We start from the raw sequence: 25572 nt of genomic DNA, 5'->3' as shown, positions 1-25572 counted from the left end.
GTGCTGTCCGGGCTCAGCCCTCGCCGGGGAAGCCGACGCCCAGCTGGCGGCGTACGTCGTCGAGGACCCGCATGATCGCCAGCGTCTCGTCGAGCGGCAGGAGGTCGGACTCGGTCCGACCGGCCACGAGCAGGCGGGCGAACTCCGCCGCCTCGTAGGCCAGCCCGTGCTCCCGGCTCGGTGGCTCGTAGCGGTCGAGCTCGTGGTCGTCGGGGTCGAGCAGCCGGACCACGTTCGGCTGGTAGAACACTCCGTCGACCTCCAGGCGCAGCCGGGTGCCGGAGACCGAGGCCGTGCAGGGCGTCTTCGCGAGCATGGTCGAGGAGAGCGTGCCGAAGCCGCCGCCCGGACCGGTCACCGCGATCGTCTCGCTGGCGTCCACGCCGGTCGCGGCGAGGGTGCCGGTGGCCCGGACGTCGGTGAACCCGCCGAGGACGAGGTGCGCGAGCGAGACCGGGTAGACACCCAGGTCCAGCAGGGCGCCACCGGCCAGGGCCGGGTCGGCCAGTCGCTGGGGACCGTCCGGGTACAACCGCTGGCCGTGGTCCGCGGAGACCGTCACGACCTCGCCGAGCAGCCCGTCCTCGAGGCAGCGTCGTACGACGTCGACGTGCGGCAGGAACCGGGCCCACATCGCCTCGACCACGAGGAGCCCCCGAGCGCGGGCGGCGTCGATCACGGCGGCCGCCTCGGTGGCGTTGCGGGTGAAGGCCTTCTCCACCAGCACCGGCTTGCCCGCGCCCAGCGCCAGCAGGGCGTGGTCGTGGTGCTGGGAATGCGGGCTGGCGACGTAGACCGCGTCGACGTCGGGGTCGTCGACCAGGGCCTCGTAGCTGCCGTGCGCCCGCTCGGCACCGAGCTCGGCCAGGAACGCCTCGGCCCGCTCCGCCGACCGGGAGCCGACCGCCACGACCCGGGACCGGGTCGTCGCGTGCAGGGCGGTGGCCCAGGCGCGGGCGATCCCGCCCGGGGCCAGCACGCCCCAGCGGATCGCCGGAGCGTCGTACGGGTCGGGGATCCGGGTGGGTGGCAGCGTGGTCACCCGGGCATCCTGTCAAGGCCCGCCCGAGGCTGCTCCGGCACGAACGTCGAAACCGGGCCGCCGCCTGCGTCACCCCGGTGTCAGACCAGCCAACGAGAGGAAACCGCCATGTCGGAGTACGTCGTGATGTTCCCGGCCGACAACGAGGCCGAGTGGGAGGCCGGGAGCGAGGCCGACCACCAGACCACCTACGACACCGACCTCGAGTTCGGCCGGCTGCTGGAGGCCCGCGGCGGTGCGGTGACCGGCGGGGCCGGTCTCACCCACAGCAGCCGGGCCCGGACGGTCCGGCGCGGCCCGAGCTCCGACGTGCTGGTCACCGACGGGCCCTTCGCGGAGGCCGTCGAGCAGCTGTCCGGCTTCTACATCGTGACCTGCGACGACTACGACGCGGTGGTCGAGGCGGCGCACGTGCTGACCCGGGTGCATCCGGTGGTGGAGATCCGCCCGGTCCAGGAGGACTGACCCGCGGCGGGTGGCCTGGCCAGGCGCGCACGGTCGTGGGTGCTGCTTGAATCGACCCCATGCAGCAGCGTCGCCGGATCCGGGTCGGGATCGACACGGGCGGCACGTTCACCGACGTCGTGGCCCTGGACGAGGAGACCGGCCGGATCGTCACCACCAAGACGCCGTCCACGCCGGCCAACCCCGCGGACGGCTTCCTGGCCGGGATCGACAAGGTGCTGGCCCTGCTCGGTGACGGCGGCAGCCCCCTCGACGGCAGCGCGATCTCCGCGGTGAGCCACGGCACTACCGTCGCCACCAACCAGCTGCTGGAGGGCAAGGTCGACCGGGTGGGCTTCGTCACCACCGAGGGGTACGACGCCCTGCTGGAGATCGCGCGGCAGTCGGTCCCCGACGGCTACGGCAACTCCTACTTCTGGGTCAAGCCGCCCCGGATCGTGCCGCGCGACCTGGTCCGCTCGGTCGGCGGCCGGCTCGACTTCACCGGCGCGGAGATCCGGCCGTTCGACGAGGCTGGTGCGCGGGAGGTGGCGCGCTGGTTCCGCGACCGCGGCGTCGACACGCTCGGGGTCTGCTTCCTGCACTCGTACGCCGACCCCGGCCACGAGCAGCGGATGCGTGAGGTGCTCGCCGAGGAGCACCCCGACGCGGTGGTCAGCATCAGCAGCGAGGTGCTGCGCGAGTACCGCGAGTACGAACGCGCGATGACCACCCTGGTGGACGCGGCGGTCAAGCCGCGGCTCTCGGCCTACGTCTCCAACATCAGCGCGCGGCTCTCGTCGTACGTCGGCGGCCCCTCGGTGGTCGAGCGGAGTCGAGACCATCCCGGCGGCTCCTCGGTGGTCGAGCGGAGTCGAGACCATCCCGGCGGCTCCTCGGTGGTCGAGCGGAGTCGAGACCATCCTGGCGGCTCCTCGGTGGTCGAGCGGAGTCGAGACCATCCCGGCGTTCCGTTCTACGTGATGAAGTCCAACGGCGGGGTGCTCAGCGCCGACGAGGTCGTGCACCAGCCGATCACCACGGTGCTCAGCGGACCCGCGGCGGGCGCCCTCGGGGCCGCGCTGATCGCGAGTGCGGCCGGCTTCGACCGGGTCCTCACCTGCGACGGCGGCGGTACGTCGACCGACGTGTCGGTGGTGGTCGGGGGCGAGCCGACGCTGACCACCGAGGGCACGGTCGGGGCCTACCCGAGCAAGATCCCGATGATCGACGTGGTCACCGTCGGCGCCGGCGGCGGCTCGATCGCGTGGCTCTCGCCGGAGGGAGCCCTCAAGGTGGGGCCGCAGTCGGCCGGTGCCGACCCGGGGCCGCTCTGCTACGGCCGCGGCGGTGCGGACGTCACGATCACCGACGCGCACGTGGTGCTCGGCCGGATCCCCCCGCACCTGCTCGGCGGCGAGATCCCGCTCGATGTCGGAGCCGCGCGTGCGGGGATCGAGCGGCTCGCCTCCGAGCTCGACCTGACCCCCGAGGCGGCCGCGGTGGGCGTGCTGGAGATCTCCGCGTGGAACCAGGCCAACGCCCTGCGCCAGGTCACCGTCAAGCGCGGACTCGACGTGCGCGACTTCGCGCTGACCACCTTCGGCGGCTCGGGCTCGCTGCTGCTGTGCCGCCTGATGGACGTGCTCGGCGTCCCGACCGTGCTGGTGCCACCCGACCCCGGCAACGTCTCGGCGTTCGGGCTGCTCACCGTCGACGTGAAGAACGACTACGTGCAGACCCGGGTCTGTCTCGACGCCGACGTCGACCCGACCACCCTCGCCACGTCGTACGACGAGCTGACCGGCCAGGCCAGCGACGCGCTGCTGCGCGAGGGCTTCGCCGAGACCGCCCACGTGTTCGTCCGGACCGCCGACCTGAGGTACTTCGGGCAGGCGTTCGAGGTGCGGGTCCCGGTGCCGGACGGGCTCCTCGACCGGGCGGCGCTGGACGGCGTGGTCGCGGCGTTCCATACGGCCCACCGCGGGCTGTACGGCTACGACTTCGCCGGCGACGACACCCAGCAGGTGGAGTGGGTCAACCTCCGGGTCTCGGGCATCGGCCCGATCACCAGGCCCGAGCGACGACGCCTCGCCCCGGGGATCGAGCCCGTTCCGGTGGTCGAGCGGAGTCGAGACCACACCGATGGGCTCGACCCCGCGCGACCAGCGGGTCCCGTCACTCGCCCGGTCTGCTTCGACGCGTCGGTCGGCTACGTCGACACCCCGATCCACCAGCGCGACGACCTGCCTCCCGGAGCCACCGTCACCGGTCCCGCGATCGTGGAGGAGTACGGCTCGACGGTGCCGCTGCACCCCGGCTTCGCCGCGACCGTCGACGACTTCGGCAACCTGCTGGTGCGGCGTACCGAGGCCGCACGATGAGCCGCCGGGTGCCGACACAGTTCCCCTTCGGGCCGCTCACGTCCGACAACGGGGCGGCCGCGGACCCGGTGCTGGTCGAGATCGTGCAGGGCTCGCTGGCCAGCGTGGAGGCCGAGGTCGAGACCGCGATCGCCCGGACCAGTCGCAGCCCGATGATCCGCGACGCCCACGACTTCCGGGCCGGCATCCACGACCGGCTGCTGCGCAAGCTGACCGGCCGCTCCTACTCCGCGCTGGTACACCCGGTGGCTCGCGACTTCCCGATCGAGTCGATGCGGCCCGGTGACGTCTTCTTCCACAACGACGTCTACCGCTCGGAGGGCGGCATCGGCCACCTGCCCGACCTCTGCGTGACCGTCCCGGTGTTCGCGGACGACCGCGTCGTCGCCTTCGTCCAGGCCTTCGGTCACCATGACGACATCGGGGGGGCCGTGCCCGGGTCGATGCCGAGCAGCGCGACCACGGTGTTCGAGGAGGGCCTGATGGTGCCGCCGATCCGGCTCTGGGACGCCGGCGTGCCCAACCGCGCGGCCCTCGCGATCATGACCCGCAACTCCCGGATGCCCGAGTCGCTGGCCGCGGACCTCGACGCCGAGTGCTCGGCCTGCCTGATGGGGTCGCGGCGGCTCGGCGAGCTGTTCGAGCGGTACGGCGTCGACGCGGTCGAGGGCTGCTTCGACGCGATCATCGACCGCACCACCACGACGTACCGTCGCGAGATCCTGGCCAAGATCCCGGTCGGGTCCTGGGTGTGGGAGGACTACGCCGAGCACGACGGTGTCGACGAGCCGCGGCTGCACACGCAGCGGATCACCCTGACCCGGACGGCGGCCGACGATCCCGACGGCGAGCGGCTGGTCCTCGACTTCGACGGCACCGGACCGCAGGCCAGGGGGCCGATCAACCACTGCGGCGACTACAGCGACGGCGTCTTCCTGAAGAAGTGGCTGGCGCCGATCCTGCGCAACCTGGCCGACAGCCCGGAGCGGATGGCCGAGCTCGACGTGAACGAGGGCGTCGTGCCCCTGATCGAGCTGAGGTTCCCCGAGCCGGGCACCCTGCTGACGCCGGTCTTCCCGGCCCCGACCAACGCCCGGACCTTCGTGATCCTGCGCCTGCTCGGGGTGCTCGCCGGCGTGCTGGCCAAGGCGGTCGACGGCCGGATGCCGGCCGACCAGGAGACGATCCGCTACACCGGCGTGTACGGCGACGACGCGGCCGGCCGGCCCTACCTGATGCGCGAGGTGCTCGGCGGCGGCTCGGGCGGTCGCTACTACGCCGACGGCGAGGACACGATCCACGTCGTGCCCGACTCGCGCAACCTGCCCACGGAGTTCACCGAGGCACGGTTCCCGTTCCGGGTCGAGTCGCTGGGTCTCGCGATCGACAGCGGAGGTGCGGGGGAGTTCCGGGGCGGGCTGGGCTACGAGAAGCAGATCCGGATGCTCCGCGACGCCCACTTCATGTCCATCGCCGACCGCTCCATCCTGGCCTGCTGGGGAGTCAGGGGCGGCCTGGCCGGAACGCCGTTCCGGGTGACGATCGACCCCGGTGGCCCGCACGAGCGCGAGGTCGACGCGCTGGCGGACGCCGAGCCGGTGCGCGCCGGTGAGGTGATCCGGATCCGCACCACCGGCGGCGGTGGGTGGGGCGACCCGCTGGCCCGCGACCCCGTGTCGGTGGTTCGCGACGTGGTCTGGCGCAAGGTCTCTCCGGCGGCCGCGCTGGCGGCGTACGGCGTGGTGCTGACCGGGGACCTCGACACCGACGACCTCTCCTTCGACGCCGCGGCGACCGCGGCCGAGCGGGCGTCGCGCCCGGGTCGTGGCGACGCGTTCTTCGACCGCGGTCCGGGCTACGCCCGGCTGTCCGGCGGCGCCGAGCACGCCGACGTCGACGTCGTCTGAGGCAGCGACGCGACGGCGCGGCGACGTCGTGGTGCTTCCCCATCGGACGTGCGGGTGCCACCATGCACTGCGCCGTCCGGCGCGTACGCACGCATCACGGGGGAACCATGTCCGACGAGAACGCGCCACCACCCGCCCACGACGCACCCTCCACCGCGGGCTCGGCTCCGCCGCCGAACGCCTACGGTGGCCAGCCGCTGGCGACGACGGGTCCGGTCGGCTCGGTGCGCTCGACCGGTGTCGGCATCCTGCTGTTCATCGTCACCCTGGGCATCTACGGCCTCTACTGGTACTTCAAGTCCCACGACGAGATGAAGCGCTACTCCGGCGAGGGCATCGGCGGCGGGCTCGCGCTGGTGCTCGGCTTCTTCGTGGGCATCGTGATGGCGTTCCTCACCCCCATGGAGGTCGGCAAGCTCTACGAGCGCCGTGGACAGCCGGCGCCCGTCAGTGCCCTGACCGGGCTGTGGATCCTGCTGCCGCTGGTGGGCGGGATCGTGTGGTTCGTCAAGACGAACTGCGCGCTGAACGACTTCTGGCGGTCGGCCGGCGCGCGCTGACGCGACGGGTGGCGAGAGCGGTCCGGACGGACGAGATGCCGGGACCCCCCGGTACCCGGCATCTCTCCAGCGGCTGTGCCGCACGCGTCGGAGCGTAGAGGACGGCTCGTCACTTATCGACGGCGCAGTTGTGTGATGCCCGTTTCCGCGTTGTAGTGGAGGGCGCAGTCCACCTGGAAGCGGCTCCGCCGCTCCGGATCGGGAGGAGGAGCCAGGTTCGTGGAGGCCGGATTTCACGACGCGTTCGCCGAGGCGTTGGCGCGACGAGGAGTGACCCTCTCCTGGCTGCACGAGCGGCTGGTCGAGCGTGGCTGCCCGGTCAGCCCCACGGCGCTGAGCTACTGGCGGTCGGGGCGCAGCCAGCCCGAGCGTGGCACCTCGCTGGAGGCGCTCGCCGAGATCGAGCGACTGCTCCGCCTCTCACCCGGCGGTCTGAGTGCCCGGCTGGGCCCGTCGAAGCGGCCCGGACCGCGACCGGGCGAGCGGAGCATGCAGGAGATCTTCGCCGACAGTCCGGGGGTGCTGCCCGCGCTGCACGCCCTCGAGTTCGAGGGCCTCTACGACGAGCTGGTCGAGCAGCTGCGGCACATCACCGTCGACATCGACGAGCACGGCCGGGCCACGGGGATGGAGGTGCGCGCGATCATGCAGGCCCGCGGCAACGATGCGCGTCGTACGCCCTTGATCGTGACCCTGGACGGCCTCGACCGGGCCCCGGAGTTCCGTCCGGTCGCCGGCTGCTCGATCGGTCGCACCTTCCTCGACCCGGCGACCGGGGTGTTCGCGGCCGAGCTCCTGATGGACCGGTCGCTGGCCCGCGACGAGACGTGTCTCTACGAGCTCAGCGTCGAGCTGGGCGAGCCCTCCGACGACGCGTGGTTCGACCACTACGCCGCCCGCCGGCTGGGCGAGCTCCTGATCTGGGTGCGCTTCGACCCGAGCCGGCTGCCGAGCCGGCTGGAGCGCTACGTCCGCACGGACGACGGCGAGGAGGTCACCGAGGTCACTCTCGGCGGCGGCCGCTCGGTGCACGCCCTCGCCCGTGGGTTCGGGCCCGGCATGCTCGGCATCCGCTGGACGTGGTGAGCCTGCGTGCCGACGGCCCGGTCGGACACTAGGTTCGGCCCGTGAGGGTGATGCTGGCACTGGGCGGCAACGCGATGACCAACGCCGAGGGACGGGCCCGGCCCGAGGACCAGATCGCGGCCGCCGAGGTCGCCATGGCCGCGGTCGCCGAGCTGCTGGCGCACGACGTCGAGGTGGTGATCACCCACGGCAACGGGCCCCAGGTGGGCAACCTGCTGGTCAAGAACGAGCTCGCGGCGGCCGTCGTGCCCCCGGTGCCGCTCGACTGGTGCGGAGCGCAGACCCAGGCGACGCTCGGTTTCGTGCTGATGGACGCGCTGGAGGCGGCGCTGGCCTCACGCGGGGTGGAGCGACGGACGGCGGCCGTGGTGACCCGCGCCCTGGTCGACCCGCACGACCCGGGCTTCGCCAAGCCGACCAAGCCGATCGGGCGCTTCCTGCCCGCCGACGAGGCCCGGCTGCTGGTCGAGCACGGCGAGGTCTGGGAGGACCGCGGCGAGAAGGGCTGGCGGCGGGTGGTGGCCTCGCCGGAGCCCCAGGACATCCTCGACGCGCCGGCGGTGCTGGCGCTGATCGATGCAGGCTTCGTGGTCGTGGCCAACGGCGGCGGCGGGATCCCCGTCGTACGCCGTGCGGACGGGTCGCTGACCGGCGTCGAGGCGGTGATCGACAAGGACCTCGGGGCAGCCCTGCTCGGGGTGATGGTCGGCGCCGACGTGCTGGTCGTGGCCACCGACGTGCCCCAGGCGGTGCTGGGCTTCGGCACTCCCGAGGCCGAGCCGATCGGGCGGGTCGGGCTGGCGCGGATGCAGGAGTACGCCGAGCAGGGCCACTTCGCCAGCGGCTCCATGGGGCCCAAGGTCGACGCCGTGTGCCGGTTCGTCCAGGCCACCGACCAGCCCGGGGTGATCACCAGCCTTGACGGCATCGTCGCGGCCGTGACCGAGATCGGCAGCGCCGGGACGGTCGTGCTCGCCGACTAGTCCGCTGGTCGAGCGGAGTCGGGACCTGCGAGGATCGAGCATGCCCTCACGACCACCCGCCATCGAGGTCCGCAAGGTCCCGATCCACTCCGTCGCCGACGCCTCGGAGCTGACGACGCTGATCGACGACGGCGTGATCCACGCCGACCGGGTGATCGCGATCATCGGCAAGACCGAGGGCAACGGCGGCGTCAACGACTACACCCGGATCATCGCCGACCGGGCCTTCCGCGAGGCGCTCGTCGCCCGGGGCGCCGACGCCGAGGCCGTCTCGCAGATCCCGATCGTCTGGTCGGGCGGCACCGACGGCGTGATCAGCCCGCACGCGACGATCTTCGCCACGGTGCCGGAGGCGGACGTCGTACCCTCCGACGAGCCGCGGCTGACCGTCGGCTTCGCGATCAGCGAGGTGCTGCTGCCGGAGGACATCGGGCGCCGGGCGATGGTCGAGAAGGTCGCGGCGGCGGTCGAGGTGGCGATGGCGCGGGCCGGGATCACCGACCCCGCCGACGTCCACTACGTGCAGACCAAGACGCCGCTGCTGACCATCGACACGATCCAGGACGCCCGCAGCCGTGGGCACGACGTGTTCACCGAGGACACGCTGACGTCGATGGACGTCTCCAACGGCGGTACGGCGCTGGGCATCGCGGTCGCGCTCGGCGAGATCTCGATGCCCGACGACGCCGACATCCTGCGCGACCGGTCGCTCTACTCCTCGGTGGCCTCGTGCTCCTCGGGTGTCGAGCTGGACCGGGCCCAGGTCGTGGTCGTGGGCAACGCGACCGGCATCGGCGGGCGCTACCGGATCGGGCACTCGGTGATGAACGACGCCCTCGACGCCGACGGCATCTGGGAGGCGATCCGCTCCGCGGGCCTCGACCTCCCCGAGCGCCCCCACTCCTCCGACCTCGACGGCCGGCTGGTCAACGTCTTCCTCAAGTGCGAGGTCTCGCAGGACGGCCGGGTCCGCGGCCGCCGCAACGCGATGCTCGACGACTCCGACGTGCACTGGCACCGGCAGATCAAGGCCGCGGTCGGCGGTGTCACCGCCGTGGTCACCGGCGACCCCGCCGTCTTCGTCTCCGTCTCCGCCGCCCACCAGGGGCCCGACGGCGGCGGCCCCGTCGCCGCCATCGTCGACCTCGCCCCCCGCTGAGTCGGCGCAAACAGGCACTCGAACAGCGCTGACTCGGCGCACAGAGACCGCGCACACGCGCTGAGTCGGCGCACAGAGACACGCACCCGCGCTGAGTCGGCGCGAAGAGACCACGCACCCGCGCCCGGTCGACGACGTGGGTCGGTGCCCGGGAGCCGGGTCGGGGATGATGAGCGCATGACGGAGTCCAAGCCGATCCACACGTGGCTCACCGACATGGACGGCGTGCTGGTCCACGAGGAGGACCCGATCCCGGGGGCGGCGGAGTTCATCGACGCCCTCAAGGCCAGCGGCCTGAAGTACCTCCTGCTGACCAACAACTCGATCTACACCCGGCGCGACCTGCGGGCGCGGCTGCTGGGCAGCGGCATCGACGTCCCCGAGGAGCGGATCTTCACCTCCGCCCTGGCCACCGCGGACTTCCTCGACGACCAGCGCCCCGGCGGTTCGGCGTACGTCGTGGGGGAGAGCGGGCTGATCACCGCGATGCACGAGGTCGGCTACGTGATGACCGACCGCAACCCGGACTACGTCGTGCTCGGCGAGACCCGCACCTACTCCTTCGAGGCGATCACCAAGGCGATCCGGCTGATCGAGAGCGGTGCCCGGTTCATCGCCACCAACCCCGACGTCAGCGGCCCGAGCCACCAGGGCACCCTCCCGGCCACGGGCAGCGTCGCCGCCCTGATCAGTACGGCGACCGGCCACAAGCCCTACTTCGTCGGCAAGCCCAACCCGCTGATGATGCGCAGCGCGCTGAACCGGATCGAGGCGCACTCCGAGACCACGGTGATGGTCGGCGACCGGATGGACACCGACATCGTCAGCGGCCTCGAGGCCGGCCTGCGCACGATCCTGGTCACCACCGGCTCGACCCGCCCCGAGCAGGTCGAGCGCTTCCCCTACCGCCCGACCCGCGTCGTCGACTCGATCGCCGACCTGGTCGACCTCGTGGCCGAGCGCGCCTGAGCGCTCAGCGAGCCGAGGCCGGCCCAGGTCCCTCGTCCGCCACCCAGTCCCGGATCGCGTCGCTGTGCTCGCCCAGCAGCGGGGGAGCGAGGTGCCGCTCACGGCCGCCGGAGAACGTCTGCTCGTCGAAGCGCAGCGGCGAGCCAGGCAGCACCAGGGGGCCGTAAGCCGGGTGGTCGACCTCGAGCACCAGCCCCTGGGACCGCACCTGCTCCCAGTCGTACACGTCGTCCATCGTCCGGACCTTGCCGGCCGGGATGCCCGCGGCAAGGAGCAGCTCGAGCCAGTGCTCGACCGGCCCGGCCGCGAAGATCTCCTCGATCACCCCGACCAGCTCGTCGCGGTGGGCGACCCGCTCCCGGTTGCTGCGGAAGCGCTCCTGGCCGGGATCGATGCCGACCGCGGTTGCGAACCGCTGCCACAGGCCCTCGGAGCCCACGGCCACCTGCACCGGCGCGGTCGCCGTCTCGAACATCCCGTACGGCGCGATCGCAGGGTGATGGGCACCGGCGATGCCCGGCACCTCGCCGCCGATCGTCCACCGGGTGCCCTGGAACGCGTGCACGCCGACCACCCCGGCGAGGAGCGAGGTGCGGACGACCCGGCCGACCCCGGTGGTGTGCCGCTCGTGGAGCGCGGCCACGACGCCGAACGCGAGGTTCATCCCGGCCAGGAGATCGGCGATCGGCACCCCGACCTTGGTCGGCTGCTCGGTGCCGGTCACCGACATCAGCCCGCCCTCGCCCTGCGCGATCTGGTCGTAGCCGGCGCGGTGCGCCTCCGGCCCGTCGTGGCCGAAGCCGGTGATCGAGCCGATCACCAGCCGGGGGTTGAGCTCGTGCAGCCGGCCGACCCCGAAGCCGAGCCGGTCGAGCACGCCGACCCGGAAGTTCTCCAGCAGCACGTCGCAGCGGCCGACCAGCCGGGCCAGCACGTCGGCGTCGGCCGGGTCCTTCAGGTCCAGGACGATCGACTCCTTGTTGCGGTTCGCCGACATGAAGTACGACGAGTCGTGCGGTCCGTCGTCCGCCGCGACGCCGGCCCACGGCGGACCCCAGGCCCTGGTGTCGTCGCCGGTCGCGCTCTCCACCTTGATCACCCGGGCGCCCAGGTCGCCGAGCATCATCGCGGCCTGGGGCCCGGCCAGGGCGCGGGTCAGGTCGAGCACGACGACGTCCGCCAGCGGTCCCTCGCTCATCCCGCCAACCTAGTAGGGCGTCCCGGCGTCGGCGGCGGCCGGCCTGTCGGCACCGGATGGTTGGGTAGAGCCATGCCGGAGGCCACGACGTACCGTCTCGTGCCGCCCGCCCATGCCGTCGCCGTCCCCGTCTCCCTCGACGCGGACCAGCAGCGTGTCGTCGACCACGCGGGCGGCCCGCTGCTGGTGCTGGCCGGGCCCGGCACCGGCAAGACCACCACCCTGGTCGAGGCGATCGCCGACCGGATCGAGCACCGTGGGGTCCACCCCGACAACGTCCTCGGCCTGACCTTCTCGCGCAAGGCCGCCGAGCACCTCCGCGACCGCGTGGCGGCCCGGGTCGGCCGCACCATGTCGGGCTCGACCTGCCTGACCTTCCACTCCTTCGCCTACGCGCTGATCCGGCAGTGGACCCCGCGCGAGCTGTACGACGAGCCGCTGCGACTGCTGAGCGCCCCCGAGCAGGACGTCGTGCTCCAGCAGATCCTCACCACCGAGGCCGAGTCGATCGTCTGGCCCGAGGCGGTCTCCGGGGCGCTGGGCACCCGCGGCTTCGCCACCGAGGTCGCCCAGGTGCTGGCGCGCGCCCAGGAGAAGGGGCTCGGCTACGACGCGCTGCGGGCGCTCGGCGAGCGCGAGGGCCTGCCGGAGTTCGTGGCCGCCGCCGCCTTCATGGAGCAGTACGACGTGGTGTCCGGCAACCAGAACTTCCTCGACTACGCCAGCCTGATCGCCACCGCCGTCCGGATGCTGCAGGACCCCGACCAGCCGGTCCGCGACGAGCTGCGCCGCCGCTACACCCATGTGTTCGTCGACGAGTACCAGGACACCGACCCGGCGCAGGTCGCCCTGCTCCGGGCCATCGCGGGCGGTGCTGGGCCGGGCTCCGACGGCCGCGAGCTGGTGGTGGTCGGCGACCCGCACCAGGCCATCTACGGCTTCCGGGGTGCCGACGTGCGCGGCATCCTCGACTTCCCCACGGCGTTCCCGCAGCCGGGTGGCGAGCCGGCCGAGACCGTGGTGCTCGGCACCACACGGCGGTTCGGGTCCCACATCCTGCGCCCGGCCCAGCGCGTCGCCGCCCGGCTGCCGCTGCCCGTCGGCGTGCCGCGAGCCGCGCTCGAGCGGTTCCTCGACCCCGGCTCGGCGGCCGCCGACGACGGCCGGGTCGAGATCCTCACGTTCGACACCGACCGGGCGGAGGCGGAGCACCTCGCCGACCTGCTCCGGCGTGCCCATCTCGAGGACGGCGTCGGCTGGTCGGAGATGGCGGTCCTGGTGCGCTCCGGGCGGAGCACGATCCCGGGGCTGCGGCGGGCCCTGCTGGCGGCGGGAGTGCCGGTCGAGGTGGCCTCCGACGACACCCCGCTGGTCCGCGAGCCCGCGGTGATGCCGCTGCTCGACGCTCTGGCCGCAGCCGTGGACGCCCACGTCGTCGACGCCACCGACCCGTCGTACGTCGATCCCGGCCGCGCCGCCGACCTCCTCGCGTCGCCGCTGGCCGACATGGACGCCACCGACGTCCGGGCCCTCGCCCGCCGGCTGCGCACCCGCGAGCGCCGGGTGGCCGACACCGAGGGCCGCACCCCGCGGCCGTCGCCCGAGCTGGTCCGCGAGGCCCTGCTCGACCCCTCGGTGCTCGCCGGCGTGGCCGACCGGGGTGACGCAGAGCACCGCGCCCTGGCCCTGGCCACCCTGCTGCGTACGGTGCGCGACGAGCTCGCCGACGGTGCCACCGTCGAGCAGGCCCTCTGGGTGCTGTGGGACGGCACGACCTGGCCCGAGCGGCTGCTCGCGGCCACCCGGCGCGGAGGCGTGGCGGCCCGGATGGCCCACCGCGACCTCGACAGCGTCTGTGCGCTGTTCGACGCGGCCTCGCGCGCGGAGGACCAGCAGGAGCACACCTCCGCCGAGTCGTTCCTGCACACGCTGCGGGCCCAGCAGATCCCGGGCGACACGCTCGCCGAGCAGGGAGTCCGCGACGACGCCGTGCGCCTGCTGACCGCCCACCGGGCCAAGGGCCTCGAGTGGCCGCTGGTCGTGGTCGCCCACGCCCAGGAGGACGCCTGGCCCGACCTGCGGCGCCGGGCCACCCTGCTCCGCGCCGACCGGATCGGCGTCGGTGGGCTGCTGGTGCCACCCACCTCGGTGCGCGAGCTGCTGGCCGACGAGCGCCGCCTCTTCTACGTCGCGTGCACGCGGGCCCAGCGACGGCTCGTGGTCACCGCCGTGGCCTCCAGCGACGACGACGGCGAGCAGCCCTCGCGCTTCCTCTCCGAGCTCTATCCGACCGACGACGGCCACCGGATCACCCATGTCGAGGGCCGGCCCCGACGGCCGCTGTCACTGGTCGGGCTGGTCGCCGAGCTGCGCCGTACCACCGCTGACGACCGCGTGCCCGAGCCGCTGCGCGACGCCGCCGCGGCCCGGCTGGCGCGGCTCGCCACCGAGCACCGGGCCGGTCACGTCCGGGTGCCGGGGGCCGATCCGGCGACCTGGTGGGGCACCCACGCCTGGACCCGCGGCGCCGAGCCACTGCGGCCGCCCGGGGAGCCCGTCGTCGTCTCCGCCAGCGCGCTGACCAGCCTGACCACCTGCCCGGCGCAGTGGTTCCTCAACCGCGAGGCCGGCGCGGAGCGGGCCACCACCCAGGCCCAGGGGTTCGGCAACGTCGTCCACGCCCTCGCCGACCGGATCGGTCGCGGCGACGAGCCGATCGAGGGCCGCACCCGCAGCGAGGTCGTGGACGCGCTGATGGTCCACGTCGACGAGGTGTGGGGGCAGATCCCGTTCCGCACCCCCTGGTCGAGCGGCCGCGAGCGCGAGGAGGTCCGCGACGCCCTGACCCGCTTCCTGGTCAGGCACGAGGCGGCGGCGCGCGAGCTGATCGCGACCGAGGTGCCGATCCGGGCCGAGGTCGCCCTCCCCGACGGGCAGCACGTCCTGCTCCACGGCTACGCCGACCGGCTGGAGCTCGACGCCCAGGGCCGGGTCGTGGTGGTCGACCTCAAGACCGGGAAGGGCAAGCCCACGCAGGAGGAGATCGAGGAGCACCCCCAGCTCGGGCTCTACCAGCTGGCCGTCGAGCACGGCGCGGTCGAGGGCCACCGGGCTCCGGGCGGCGCGGAGCTGTGGCAGCTGCGGCAGGAGGTCGGCGGCTCGATGCGGGTGCAGACCCAGGACGTGCAGGTCCCGGGCGACGACGGCACCCGGGTGATCGAGCGCCAGCTCATGGAGGCCGCGACCCGGCTGCGCACCGAGGAGTTCCCGACCCGGCCGGGCGGCCACTGCGACTACTGCGCTTTCGAGAGGTTCTGCCCGACCCGTACGGCCGGCACGGTGCTGTCGTGAGCGCTCGCCACGAGATCCGGAGCCCTGCCGACCTGCGCCGGGTGATGCACACCGACTACGAGGTGAGCCCCCAGCAGTGGGCGGCGATCAGCGCCCCGCTGGAGCCGGCCGTGGTCGTGGCCGGTGCGGGCTCGGGCAAGACCTCCCTGATGGCGGCACGGGTCGTCCAGCTCGTCGTCACCGGCCAGGTCACCCCCGACCAGGTGCTCGGGCTGACGTTCACCACCAAGGCGGCCGGTGAGCTGCGCAGCCGGATCCGCGAGGCGCTCGACAGCGCCGGCTTCGCCCGCGGGGTGATCGGCGACGACGGCGAGGACGAGGTCCTCGAGCCGGTGGTCGCGACGTACAACGCGTACGCCGCCTCGCTGCTCACCGAGCACGGCCTGCGGATCGGCCACGAGCCGGACACCCGCGTGATCGCCGACGCCGCCCGCTACCAGCTGGCCGGACGGGTGATCGACCGGCACACCGCGCCGGTCCGGCTGCTCTCCGACAGCCCGCCCCACGTCATCCAGTGGCTGCTGGCGCTCGACGGGTCGATGGCCGAGCACCTCGTCGACGTCGACCAGGTGCGGGAGTTCGACGCCGCCGAGGCCCGTCGCTTCGCCGACCAGCTCAGCGGTGCCGAGGCACCCAAGGTGGCCGAGGCCTTCGCCCGGCGCGAGGAGCTGCTCGACCTGGTCGAGCGCTACCGCCGGCAGAAGGACGACCTCGGCCTGATGGACTTCTCCGACCAGGTGGCGCTGGCGGCCCGGCTCGCCGCCGAGCAGCGGATGGTCGGTGCGCTGGAGCGGGAGAAGTACCGCATCGTCCTGCTCGACGAGTACCAGGACACCTCCGTCGCGCAGGCCCTGATGCTGTCCCGGCTGTTCTCGGGCCCGGCCGGGGCCGGGCGCGGGCACGCGGTCACCGCGGTCGGCGACCCCAACCAGGCGATCTACGGCTGGCGTGGCGCCTCGGTCTCCAACATCCTGCGCTTCGGCGAGGACTTCCCGCGCGCCGACGGCGACACCGACGTCGCGACCTACCCCCTCACCGTCAACCGCCGCTCCGACCGCCGGATCCTCGACCTCGCGAACCGGCTGGCCGTTCCGCTGCTCGCCGAGTTCCCCCAGGTGCGCCCGCTCGAGGCCGGCCGCGGCGAGCCGGGCTCCGTGCAGGTGGTGGTGCACGAGACGTACGCCGGCGAGCTCGGCTGGCTGGCCGAGCAGGTCCGGACGACCCACGAGCTCGCTCCCGAGCGCGGCTGGCGCGAGATCGGCGTGCTGGTCCGCGACAACGCCCACGCGGCCGACGTCTTCGACGCCCTGACCTCGCGGGAGATCCCCGTGGAGATCGTCGGCCTCAAGGGCCTGCTGCGGCTGCCCGAGGTCGCCGAGGTGCTGGCCACCCTGACGCTGCTCCACGACCTGAGCGCCAACGCCGAGCTCCTGGCCCTCCTGACCGGCCCGCGGTGGGCCGTGGGGCCGCGCGACCTGGCCCTGCTCGGCCGCCGGGCCCGCGACCTGGCGGACGCACGCACCGGCCGGGTGGCCGGCGGCACGGTCGACGAGGAGCTGGCCCGCGCCGTCGCCGGCGCCGACCCGACCGAGGTGGTGGCGCTGACCGACGCCCTCGACGACCCCGGCGAGCTGCCGTACTCCGAGGCCGGACGCCGCCGGTTCGCGCTGCTGGCCCGCGAGCTGCGGTCGCTGCGGGCCCACACGTCGGAGTCCCTGCTCGAGGTGGTCCGCCGGATCATCGACGCGTGCGGCATCGACGTCGAGCTCGCCTCCTCGGTGAGCGACGCCGCCCGGGCCCGCAGGGAGAACCTCGACCTGTTCGTCAAGGCCGTCGCCGAGTTCCAGGCGGTCGACGGCGCCGTCACACTCCCGGCCCTGCTGGCCTGGCTCGACGCCGAGCTGGACGGCGAGGGCCTCGACGTCGCGACCCCGACCCCGGCCGACTCCGTCAAGCTGCTCACCGTCCACCGCGCCAAGGGGCTCGAGTGGGACTCCGTGTTCCTGGTCGGGGCGTGCGAGACCCGCTTCCCCCACACCACCAGCCGTGGTGTCTGGCCCACGCGCCAGGAGATGCTGCCCACGCCGCTGCGCGGTGACCGTCGTGACCTGCCGGAGCTGCTCGGCCACGACGCCGCAGCGATGAAGGCGTTCCGTGACCGCACCAAGGCGCACGAGGCCACCGAGGAGCTCCGGCTGGGCTACGTCGCGCTGACCCGGGCCCGGCACTCGGTCGTCGTGTCGTCGTACCTCTGGAAGGACGACCGCAAGACGCCGATGGGGCCGTCGCCCTATCAGCAGGTGATGCGTGAGCTGCTCGCGAGCTGGGGAGAGGAGCCGCTGTCCTGGCACGACAAACCGCCGCGTGGTACGCCGAACCCCCTGGCCGCGGCCGTGCGCGACACGCCCTGGCCGGTCACCGAGCAGACCGCGGAGGCGCTGCGTCGGATCGACGCGGCCGAGCGGGTGCGAGCCCACCTCGAGAGCCCGGCCGACGACGCGCCCGAGCCCGACCTCGTGCACGCGGCGACCGTCCAGGAGTGGGACGACGTGCTCGAGCGGCTGCTCGCCGAGGCCCGGCGGGAGCAGTCGCCGGTGGTCGAGGTGCCTCTGCCGGCGTCGCTGTCGGCCACCGCCCTGGCCGTGGTCCGGGACGATCCGGCCCGGTTCGCCGCCGATCTGGCCCGGCCGATGCCGCGGCGCCCGGCACCCTCGGCCCGGCTGGGCACCCGCTTCCACGAGTGGGTGGAGTCGCGGCTGGGCCAGCCCGACCTGATCGACCCCGACGAGCTGCCCGGCCGCGCCGACGCGGAGATCGACGACTACGCCGACCTCCGGGCGTTGATCGAGGCCTTCGAGCAGGGCCCGTTCGCCGAGCGCCGGCCGTTCCGCACCGAGGCGCCGTTCGCGCTGGTGCTGGCCGGCCAGGTCGTGCGCGGGCGGATCGACGCGGTCTACCGCGACGGCGACGACTGGCTGGTCGTGGACTGGAAGACCTCGCGGCTCGAGGCAGCCGACCCGCTCCAGCTCGCGATCTACCGCGTGGCCTGGGCCGACCTCGTCGGCGTCCCGGTCGAGCGGGTGCGGGCGGCGTTCCACTACGTCCGTAGCGGCCACACGGTCGAGCCGCCCGACCTCCCCGGACGCGCGGAGCTGGAGAGCGCGGTCACGCCTCGGTGAGACTCAGCCGAGGGCGGCGGCCAGCGCGATCTCGACCATCTCGCCGAAGGTCTCCTGCCGCTCGGCGGCCGTGGTCTCCTCGCCGGTGACGATGTGGTCGGAGACGGTGCAGATCGCCAGCGCCCGTCGGCCGAACTTCGCCGCCAGCGTGTAGAGCGCGCTGGCCTCCATCTCGACCGCCAGGACGCCGTAGCCCACCATCCGCGAGACCAGCTCGGGGCGCGCGGCGTAGAAGGAGTCACTGGAGAAGACCAGGCCCACGTGGGTGGCGGTGCCTCGGCTCGCGGCCGCGTCGACGGCCGCCCGGAGCAGGCCGAAGTCGGCGACCGGCGCGTAGTCGAGGCCCTCGAAGGCGATGGTGTTCATCGAGGAGTCGGTGCAGGCGCCGGAGGCGATCACGACGTCGCGCAGGGCGAGCCGCTCGGTCAGCGCGCCGCACGAGCCGACCCGCACCACCGACTGCACGTCGTACTCCCGGAAGAGCTCGTTGGCGTAGATCGCGAGCGACGGTTGTCCCATGCCGCTGCCCTGGACCGACACGGGATGCCCGTGCCAGGTGCCGGTGAAGCCCAGCATCCCGCGCACCTCGGTGTAGCAGCGGGCGTCGTCGAAGAAGGTCTCGGCGATCCATTGCGCGCGCAGCGGGTCGCCGGGCATCAGCACGGTCGGGGCGATCTCGCCCGGGCCGGCTGCGACGTGGGTGCTCATGGGCGGTCTCCGTCCCGGCCGCGGGCGACCATGGCGAGGGCGTACAACGGCCGGTCCTGGGTCTCGACGTAGACGCGGCCCAGGTAGCTCCCGATCACGCCCATCATCAGCAGCTGGAGCCCGCTCAGGGTGAACATCCCCACCGCGATGAACGCCCACCCGGGCACCGCCTTGGACGGCTCGAAGATCCGGACGTAGATCACGAACAACGCGCCCAGCACGCTGAGGAACGAGATCAGCAGGCCCAGCCGAGAGATCAGGCGGAGCGGGAAGGTGGAGAAGCCGAGGATGCCGTCGGCGGCCAGCTTCAGCATGGTGCGCAAGGGGTACGACGAGCTGCCGGCGTGGCGGGGGTCCCGGTCGAACGGCACGGCCTCCTGCCGGAAGCCGACGTGGGAGACGATGCCGCGCAGGAAGCGGTCGTGCTCGCGGTAGCGGATCACCTCGGCCACGACTCGCCGGTCCATCAGCCGGAAGTCGCCGACGTTGCGGGGGATGTCGACCGAGGCCAGCCGCCGCAGCAGCCAGTAGAAGACGAACGCGGTGCCCTTCTTGAACGCCGAGTCCTGGCGGGTACGACGCTGCGCGTAGGCGACGTCGGCGCCGGCCTCCCAGGTCTCGATCAGCCGCAGGCTCACCTCGGGCGGGTCCTGGAGGTCGGTGTCCATGATCACCACGGCATCGCGACCGGCGGCGGCGTCCAGCCCGGCGGTGACCGCGATCTGGTGCCCGAAGTTGCGGGCCAGCGCCAGCACGGTGACCCGGCTGTCGGTGGCGCGCAGCTCGATGAGCCGGTCCAGCGAGGCGTCGCGGCTGCCGTCGTCGATGTAAACGAACTCGAAGTCGAGGTCCGGTCGCTGGTCGGTCGCTGCCACCAGCGCGTCGTGGAACGCGCCGATCCCTGCGGCCTCGTTGAACACGGGCAGCACGTAGGCGACCAGGCGTCGCGTGCTCGTCATCGGTCTCCAGCGGTGTCTCGGGAGGGCCGAGAATACTGGTCTGACGCCGTCAGGTGCGTGTGCCGGTGCTGTGTGGCGCCCATGGGTCGGCCGCCACCGGAGGCGCGTGCCTCGGTACGGCGGATAGCCTGCCGACGTGAGCTTTCCGCACATCGAGCTGGCCGCCCATCCCCACGAACGGGTGGGTGAACGCCGCGCGGACGACGCGTGGCTGGCCGCGGCCTGGGCCGACCCGGAGACCCGCGTCCTGGTGTTCGCCGGCACCCGGGTGCGGCCCGTGGACGACACCCTGCGCTGGGTGCCGTCGGCCGCCGCGCCGCAGGGCGGTGAGCGGGTGCTGCTGGGGGAGCGGGACGGCCGGGTCTGGTTCGCGCTGGTCGTGGACCCGACCACCGCCGAGGGGGAGCCCGAGAGCTGGGTCGGGCTCCGCGCGCTCCTGCCGCACCTCGCCGCCGACGCCGTGGAGCAGGCCCCGCTGGTCTTCCACGCGTTCGGTCTGGCCGAGTGGCTGCACTCGACGCGTCACTGCCCCCGCTGCGGCGGCACCCTCGAGGTGCGGATGGCCGGCCACGAGCTGGAGTGCACGTCGTGCCACCGGCGACAGTTCCCCCGCACCGACCCGGCCGTGATCATGGCGATCTCCCAGGGCGAGCCCGGCACCCCCGACGAGCAGCTGCTGCTCGGCCGCCAGGACAGCTGGCCGGAGGGCCGTTACTCGACCCTGGCCGGGTTCCTCGAGCCGGGCGAGACCCTGGAGGACGCCGTACGCCGTGAGGTGGCGGAGGAGACCGGCGTCCGCGTCGGCGAGGTGACCTACTTCGGCAACCAGCCGTGGCCGTTGCCGGCCAGCCTGATGGTGGGGTTCCTGGGTCGGGCGACCTCACCCGAGATCGCGGTCGACGGCCGGGAGATCCAGGACGCGCGGTGGTTCAGCCGGGCCCAGATGTCGGCCGAGGCCGAGGCCGGGGCCCTGGTGCTGCCAGGCGGTATCTCGATCTCGCGCTCGCTGGTCGAGCACTGGTACGGCGGGCCGCTGCCCGGCTCGTGGTGAGCGCGAGCGAGCCCGGCGCGAGCGTCAGGCGACGAGGCTCTCCAGCTTGTCCTTGATCTGGGCGATCGACGGGTTGGTCTGCGCTGACCCGTCGGCGAAAACGACGGTCGGGACCGTCTGGTTGCCGCCGTTGACGCGCTCGACGATCTCGGCGGCCTCGGGGTGCTGCTCGATGTCGACGACCTCGTAGGCGATGCCCTCGCGATCCATCTGGCCCTTCAGGCGCATGCAGTAGCCGCACCACGGAGTGCTGTACATCGTGACCGAGCCGCTCATCTGAGGCTGTCCCCTTCGACGTCTAATGTGTGCAGAAGATCCCAACGCCACCCGCTCAGGAGTTGTTCCCGGCCGTGCCTCCGTCCCCCGACCTGCTGGCTGCGCTCGACCCCGAGCAGCGCCAGGTGGCCGAGGCCCTGCGCGGTCCCGTCCGGGTGCTGGCGGGCGCGGGCACGGGCAAGACCCGCGCGATCACCCACCGCATCGCGCACGGCGTCGCCGAGGGGCTCTACGCGCCCACCGAGGTGCTCGCGGTCACCTTCACCACGCGCGCCGCCGGCGAGATGCGTGGCCGGCTGCGCACGCTCGGCGCCCCGGGGGTCCAGGCGCGCACGTTCCACAGCGCCGCGCTGCGCCAGCTGCGGTGGTTCTGGCCGACGACGTACGGCGGGGAGCTGCCGACGCTGACCGAGTCCAAGCTGCCGCTGCTCGCCGCCGCCGCCCGCCGGCTCCGGATCCAGGCCGACCGCACCCTGCTGCGCGACCTGGCCTCCGAGGTCGAGTGGGCCAAGGTCAGCAACGTCGGCCCCGACGACTACGCCGAGGTGGCCGGGGCGCGCGGGCGCGAGATCGCCGGCCACGACCTCGAGACCGTCGGCCGGCTCTTCGGTGGCTACGAGGAGGTCAAGCGATCCCAGGCCCGCATGGACATGGAAGACATCCTCCTGCTCACCGCCGGCATGCTGGCCGAGGAGGAGCGGGTGGCCGCCCAGGTGCGCGCTCAGTACAAATGGTTCGTGGTCGACGAGTTCCAGGACGTCTCACCGCTCCAGTCGGCCCTGCTCGACCTGTGGCTCGGCGGCCGCGACGAGCTCTGCGTGGTCGGCGACCCGGCCCAGACGATCTACTCCTTCGCCGGGGCGGACGCGGCCTACCTGCGCGACTTCCCGCGCAAGTTCCCCGGCGCCACCTCGATCGAGCTGGTCCGCAACTACCGGTCGAGCCCCGAGGTGGTCCAGGCCGCCAACGCCGTGCTGGCCGGCTCCGACTCCGGGGCCGTGCAGCTCCGCGCCCAGCGAGGCCCCGGGCCGGCCGTCCGGTTCGCTCCCGCCGCCGACGAGGTCGCGGAGGCGACGGCGGTGGCCGCCGCGATCGACGCCCTCACCGCGGGTGGCACCCCGGCCGCGGAGGTCGCGGTGCTGTTCCGGATCAACGCCCAGTCGGAGGCCTTCGAGGAGGCCCTGGCCAGCCGCGGCATCCCCTACGTCGTGCGCGGTGCCGCCCGGTTCTTCGAGCGGCCCGAGGTGCGGCAGGCGGTGACGCTGCTGCGCGGTGCGGCCCACCACGACCCGGGTGACGCAGACACGCTGGTCGACACCGTCCGGGCCACGCTGGCGGGCATGGGCTGGGGGCCCGAGGCGCCGGCCAGCCGCGGCCAGACGCGCGACCGCTGGGAGTCGCTCCAGGCCCTGGTCGCCCTTGCCGAGGAGTCCACCGGTGACGACCTGGTCGGTTTCGTGGCCGATCTGGACCGCCGCGCGACCGAGCAGCACGCTCCCGCGGCCGGTGGGGTCACCCTGGCCACGCTGCACGCCGCCAAGGGCCTGGAGTGGGACGCCGTCTTCCTGGTCGGCATGCACGACGGCACCATGCCGATCACCCACGCGACCACCACCGACGAGATCGAGGAGGAGCGCCGCCTGCTCTACGTCGGCATGACCCGGGCCCGCGTGCACCTCCAGGTGTCGTGGGCCGCGGCCCGGACCCCGGGCGGCCGGGGCAACCGGCAGCCCTCGCGGTTCCTGACCGACCTGCTGCCGCAGGAGGCCCGTGCTGCCTCCGCCCGTCCGAAGTCGCGGCGCGCGGCCCACTGCCGCGAGTGCGGCCGCCCGCTGTCGAGCGCCGCGGAGAAGAAGATCGGCCGCTGCTCGGGCTGCCCCGCGTCGTACGACGAGGAGCTGTTCGAGCGACTCCGCGCCTGGCGCAAGGCCCGCGCCGACGAGGAGAGCGTGCCGGCCTTCGTGATCTTCACCGACGCGACCCTGCAGCTGATCGCCGAGCACCGGCCGACGTCGCCGGCCGCGCTGCTGCGCATCAACGGAGTCGGTCCGGCCAAGCTCGAGCGGTACGCCGAGTCGCTGCTGACCGTGGTCGGGTAACGGATCGGAAACTTTCTCCAGAAATACCCACTAAATGGTTTGCCGCTTACGACGGACCGCCGCTACCGTGACTGTCACGAAGCAGAAGACCTGCGCACCAGGACCCGTGGCTGGGTCCGCGCCCGACGCACCGAAGGAGGTGGCCCGCGTGATCAGCAACATCAACATCCGGACGGCTCAGAGCCCGTCCTTCGGCATGCCCGCGTATGGCCACGCCGTCGGCGCGTTCACGGCTGTGCCGGCTTCCGCCGTTGCCCCGGTGTCGACGTGCGCCCGCATCCGCCTCATCGGCGGTATGGCGCTCGAGACCAAGGGCGACTTCCCGGGGACCCGTGCCTGGAGACCACCAGGCTGTTGACGACAACAGCCACTGGCAGCCTCCAGGCCGCGGAACCCGACACCGGGATCCGCGGCCTTTTTAGATTTCCACGACTTACCCACCAGCGATCAGGTCAACAAGGAGGTGACAGACATGACCATCACTGTCCTCGACCGCCGAGACGTGACCACCGAGCTCCCTGCAAGCCTCGGCGGACTCCACGACGCGGCTGACCAGGAGCCCGAAGAGCTGCTTCCGTGCCGAGTCAACGACTCGGACCTGTGGTTCGCCGAGTCTCCGGCCGACGTCGAGTTCGCCAAGGCCCTGTGCCGGGACTGCCCGGTGCGCGACCTCTGCCTCACCGGTGCTCTCGACCGACGGGAGCCCTGGGGCGTTTGGGGCGGAGAGCTGTTCCTGCAAGGAGTGGTGATCCCCCGCAAGCGGCCACGCGGCCGGCCCCGCAAGAACGAGCAAGCCGCGTAGCAGCCAGCCGGCGTCCGACCAACGAGAGAACACATGACCAACCAAGACACTGAACAGAACCGGAGAAAGACCATGATGAACCTCATGCACGAAGACCTCGCGCGGGCACAGATGTCCGCGCGCCTGGGAGAGGCGCAGCAGCTCCGTCGCGGCCGCCAGCAGGTGGCGCTGCGCCGGATGAGTCGCAAGGCCGAGCAGGCCGCGCGACAGGCGCGTCTGGCCCTCGCCCGCGCCATGTGAGAGGAACACCGCCTCGACCTGATCGCAGGTGTTCGCGGAGCCCGGTACGACTCGTCGTACCGGGCTCCGCCGCGTTCCGGGGCCGGCCACCCGCCCCGAAGTCGGCCCGGACCGGGCCGGCGAGTCGTAACCTCGTGGCATGAAGACGTGCGACTTCTGCGGGCGGCAGGCCGAGGATGCCGAGACCCTGACCTGGGCCACCTCGCAGGAGCGGGGCCGCCAGCAGCTGTACTGCGACACCTGCTCCCGTGAGCACCTCCGCGCCATCGAGGGCAAGCTCGACAGCGCCTGGTGGTGAGCCTCAGCCCCAGGCGCAGCCGCAGTGGGGGTGCCGCAGCCAGACCCGGCTGCTGACCGCGAGGTCGCTGCCGACGGTCAGGGTCGTGGACCGCAGCCCCGACGGCCGACCGGCCAGGTGCCCGGCCAGGGCGCGCAGGGCCAGGCCGGCACCGGCCAGCGCGAGCGCCGCGTCGTAGGCCGTCTCGGAGCCGGGCGGTCGCTCGCCCAGCTGGTGCAGCACGGTGGCCCGGCGGGGGTCGCGCTCGCCCAGGTGCGCGTCGAGGCAGCGCAGGCAGGCGCTGCGGCCGGGCTCGACCAGCGGACCCACCCGGACCCGCTCGGGGAAGGCCGCGAGCCACAGATGAGGCACGTCGCCGCGCATCAGCGCGTCGGAGACCTCCCGGCGCGGCTCGCCGACCGTGGCCACCAGCCGGAGTCCGGCCGAGTCCGCGAAGCCGACCCCCGCGACCCGGCCGGCGCGCGCCACGGCGTCGAGCAGGGGAGCGTCGACCGTCAGCGCCAGCGGCGGGGCCGTGTCGGCGGAGGTCCGACCGTCATCCACCAGCCAGCCCTCCCGCGCGAGGGACTCCACGGTCGCCAGCAGGGACGGGTCGGCCGGCAGCCGCGGGAGGGCGCGCAGCGCGTCGAGCAGACCGGGGCGGTCCCGCAGGACCAGCCGGTCGGGCTCGTCGAGCCCGATCTGCAGGTGCTCGTCGTCACGGCGTACGACGTGGAGTCCCGGCCGCAGCACCGGCCGGGCCATCGCGGTCGCCGGCGCGCTGCCCATCCCCGCACGCTGACACATCGGCGCGGTGGTCGACCGCGCCCCTCCACAGGCCCGGGCATGACAACGGCGGCGGGCCGACCCCGCTGGGGCCGGCGTCGCCGCCGTTGTC

General features: G+C 73.2%; 22 protein-coding genes. 16 read left to right on the top strand and 6 right to left on the bottom strand.

Features of this window, described 5'->3' with window-relative positions; genetic code table 11:
- Window positions 1–13 precede the first annotated feature (13 nt).
- Window positions 14–1042 carry a Gfo/Idh/MocA family protein gene (locus tag E3N83_RS09480; RefSeq protein ID WP_151083030.1) on the bottom strand — a complete coding sequence of 343 codons (1029 nt, stop codon included), beginning with the start codon at window positions 1040–1042 and terminating at the stop codon, window positions 14–16.
- A gap of 108 nt (window positions 1043–1150) precedes the next feature.
- Here E3N83_RS09480 and E3N83_RS09475 point away from each other — a divergent pair, with 108 nt between their 5' ends.
- The 8 genes from E3N83_RS09475 (at window position 1151) to E3N83_RS09440 (ending at window position 10534) form a co-directional block, all read left to right on the top strand.
- Complete coding sequence (locus E3N83_RS09475; RefSeq protein ID WP_151083029.1) at window positions 1151–1507, top strand: YciI family protein; 357 nt, start codon at window positions 1151–1153, stop codon at window positions 1505–1507.
- A 59-nt stretch (window positions 1508–1566) separates the two neighbouring features.
- Entirely contained in the window at window positions 1567–3870 is a 2304-nt protein-coding gene (locus E3N83_RS09470) for a hydantoinase/oxoprolinase family protein (RefSeq protein ID WP_151083028.1), read from the top strand.
- Window positions 3871–3878: 8 nt separating this feature from the next.
- On the top strand, window positions 3879–5777 hold the full coding sequence (locus E3N83_RS09465; protein WP_238343141.1) for a hydantoinase B/oxoprolinase family protein: 1899 nt from the start codon (window positions 3879–3881) through the stop codon (window positions 5775–5777).
- 107 nt (window positions 5778–5884) lie between these two features.
- Window positions 5885–6337: a DUF4234 domain-containing protein gene (locus E3N83_RS09460; RefSeq protein ID WP_202879373.1), complete on the top strand. Its 453-nt coding sequence runs from the start codon at window positions 5885–5887 to the stop codon at window positions 6335–6337.
- A gap of 219 nt (window positions 6338–6556) precedes the next feature.
- Complete coding sequence (locus E3N83_RS09455; protein ID WP_151083026.1) at window positions 6557–7423, top strand: hypothetical protein; 867 nt, start codon at window positions 6557–6559, stop codon at window positions 7421–7423.
- A 50-nt stretch (window positions 7424–7473) separates the two neighbouring features.
- Window positions 7474–8406 (top strand): carbamate kinase, encoded by a 933-nt coding sequence (locus E3N83_RS09450; protein ID WP_238343173.1) that lies wholly within the window; start codon window positions 7474–7476, stop codon window positions 8404–8406.
- Window positions 8407–8446: 40 nt separating this feature from the next.
- Window positions 8447–9565, top strand: coding sequence for a barbiturase (gene bar, locus E3N83_RS09445; protein ID WP_151083024.1), 1119 nt, complete (start codon window positions 8447–8449; stop codon window positions 9563–9565).
- A gap of 177 nt (window positions 9566–9742) precedes the next feature.
- The gene (locus E3N83_RS09440) at window positions 9743–10534 is read left to right on the top strand and encodes an HAD-IIA family hydrolase (protein ID WP_151083023.1); all 792 of its coding nucleotides are present in this window, start codon (window positions 9743–9745) and stop codon (window positions 10532–10534) included.
- Window positions 10535–10538: 4 nt separating this feature from the next.
- On the opposite strand, the gene E3N83_RS09435 is transcribed toward E3N83_RS09440, so the two are convergent.
- Complete coding sequence (locus tag E3N83_RS09435) at window positions 10539–11732, bottom strand: CaiB/BaiF CoA transferase family protein (protein ID WP_151083022.1); 1194 nt, start codon at window positions 11730–11732, stop codon at window positions 10539–10541.
- Between the two features lie 72 nt (window positions 11733–11804).
- Here E3N83_RS09435 and E3N83_RS09430 point away from each other — a divergent pair, with 72 nt between their 5' ends.
- Both E3N83_RS09430 and E3N83_RS09425 read left to right on the top strand, forming a co-directional pair.
- Window positions 11805–15083, top strand: coding sequence for an ATP-dependent helicase (locus tag E3N83_RS09430; protein WP_151083021.1), 3279 nt, complete (start codon window positions 11805–11807; stop codon window positions 15081–15083).
- Complete coding sequence (locus tag E3N83_RS09425; RefSeq protein WP_238343140.1) at window positions 15080–18262, top strand: ATP-dependent DNA helicase; 3183 nt, start codon at window positions 15080–15082, stop codon at window positions 18260–18262. The genes E3N83_RS09430 and E3N83_RS09425 overlap by 4 nt, the downstream gene beginning before the upstream one ends.
- Before the next feature lie 3 nt (window positions 18263–18265).
- Here E3N83_RS09425 and deoD read toward each other — a convergent pair whose 3' ends face one another.
- Together deoD and E3N83_RS09415 are read right to left on the bottom strand one after the other, a co-directional pair.
- Window positions 18266–18970, bottom strand: coding sequence for a purine-nucleoside phosphorylase (gene deoD, locus E3N83_RS09420; RefSeq protein WP_151083020.1), 705 nt, complete (start codon window positions 18968–18970; stop codon window positions 18266–18268).
- On the bottom strand, window positions 18967–19929 hold the full coding sequence (locus tag E3N83_RS09415) for a glycosyltransferase family 2 protein (RefSeq protein ID WP_151083019.1): 963 nt from the start codon (window positions 19927–19929) through the stop codon (window positions 18967–18969). Before E3N83_RS09415 ends, deoD begins: the two co-directional genes overlap by 4 nt.
- A gap of 136 nt (window positions 19930–20065) precedes the next feature.
- Between E3N83_RS09415 and nudC the strand changes: the two genes are divergently transcribed.
- Window positions 20066–20980: an NAD(+) diphosphatase gene (gene nudC, locus E3N83_RS09410; RefSeq protein WP_151083018.1), complete on the top strand. Its 915-nt coding sequence runs from the start codon at window positions 20066–20068 to the stop codon at window positions 20978–20980.
- 24 nt (window positions 20981–21004) lie between these two features.
- Here the strand turns inward: nudC and E3N83_RS09405 are convergent, their stop codons facing one another.
- The gene (locus tag E3N83_RS09405) at window positions 21005–21256 is read right to left on the bottom strand and encodes a mycoredoxin (protein ID WP_151083017.1); all 252 of its coding nucleotides are present in this window, start codon (window positions 21254–21256) and stop codon (window positions 21005–21007) included.
- 74 nt (window positions 21257–21330) lie between these two features.
- Between E3N83_RS09405 and E3N83_RS09400 the strand changes: the two genes are divergently transcribed.
- The 5 genes from E3N83_RS09400 to E3N83_RS19535 all read left to right on the top strand — a co-directional run bounded on the left by E3N83_RS09400 (window position 21331) and on the right by E3N83_RS19535 (window position 24695).
- Window positions 21331–23355 carry an ATP-dependent DNA helicase UvrD2 gene (locus E3N83_RS09400; protein ID WP_151083016.1) on the top strand — a complete coding sequence of 675 codons (2025 nt, stop codon included), beginning with the start codon at window positions 21331–21333 and terminating at the stop codon, window positions 23353–23355.
- Window positions 23356–23503: 148 nt separating this feature from the next.
- The gene (locus tag E3N83_RS09395; protein ID WP_151083015.1) at window positions 23504–23713 is read left to right on the top strand and encodes a hypothetical protein; all 210 of its coding nucleotides are present in this window, start codon (window positions 23504–23506) and stop codon (window positions 23711–23713) included.
- 114 nt (window positions 23714–23827) lie between these two features.
- Window positions 23828–24157 carry a WhiB family transcriptional regulator gene (locus E3N83_RS09390; RefSeq protein ID WP_151083014.1) on the top strand — a complete coding sequence of 110 codons (330 nt, stop codon included), beginning with the start codon at window positions 23828–23830 and terminating at the stop codon, window positions 24155–24157.
- A 33-nt stretch (window positions 24158–24190) separates the two neighbouring features.
- Window positions 24191–24397, top strand: a complete 207-nt coding sequence (locus tag E3N83_RS09385; protein WP_151083013.1) for a hypothetical protein — start codon at window positions 24191–24193, stop codon at window positions 24395–24397.
- A gap of 139 nt (window positions 24398–24536) precedes the next feature.
- Entirely contained in the window at window positions 24537–24695 is a 159-nt protein-coding gene (locus E3N83_RS19535) for a hypothetical protein (RefSeq protein WP_191908036.1), read from the top strand.
- Window positions 24696–24698: 3 nt separating this feature from the next.
- Here the strand turns inward: E3N83_RS19535 and E3N83_RS09380 are convergent, their stop codons facing one another.
- Window positions 24699–25463 (bottom strand): TOMM precursor leader peptide-binding protein, encoded by a 765-nt coding sequence (locus E3N83_RS09380; protein WP_191908035.1) that lies wholly within the window; start codon window positions 25461–25463, stop codon window positions 24699–24701.
- Window positions 25464–25572 lie beyond the last annotated feature (109 nt).

The sequence above is a fragment of the Nocardioides cynanchi genome, assembly GCF_008761635.1.
In the GTDB taxonomy this organism is placed as follows: Bacteria; Actinomycetota; Actinomycetes; order Propionibacteriales; family Nocardioidaceae; genus Nocardioides; species Nocardioides cynanchi.
The sequence above is the reverse complement of the archived record's forward strand: the minus strand, read 5'-3'. Positions and strand labels throughout refer to the sequence as shown.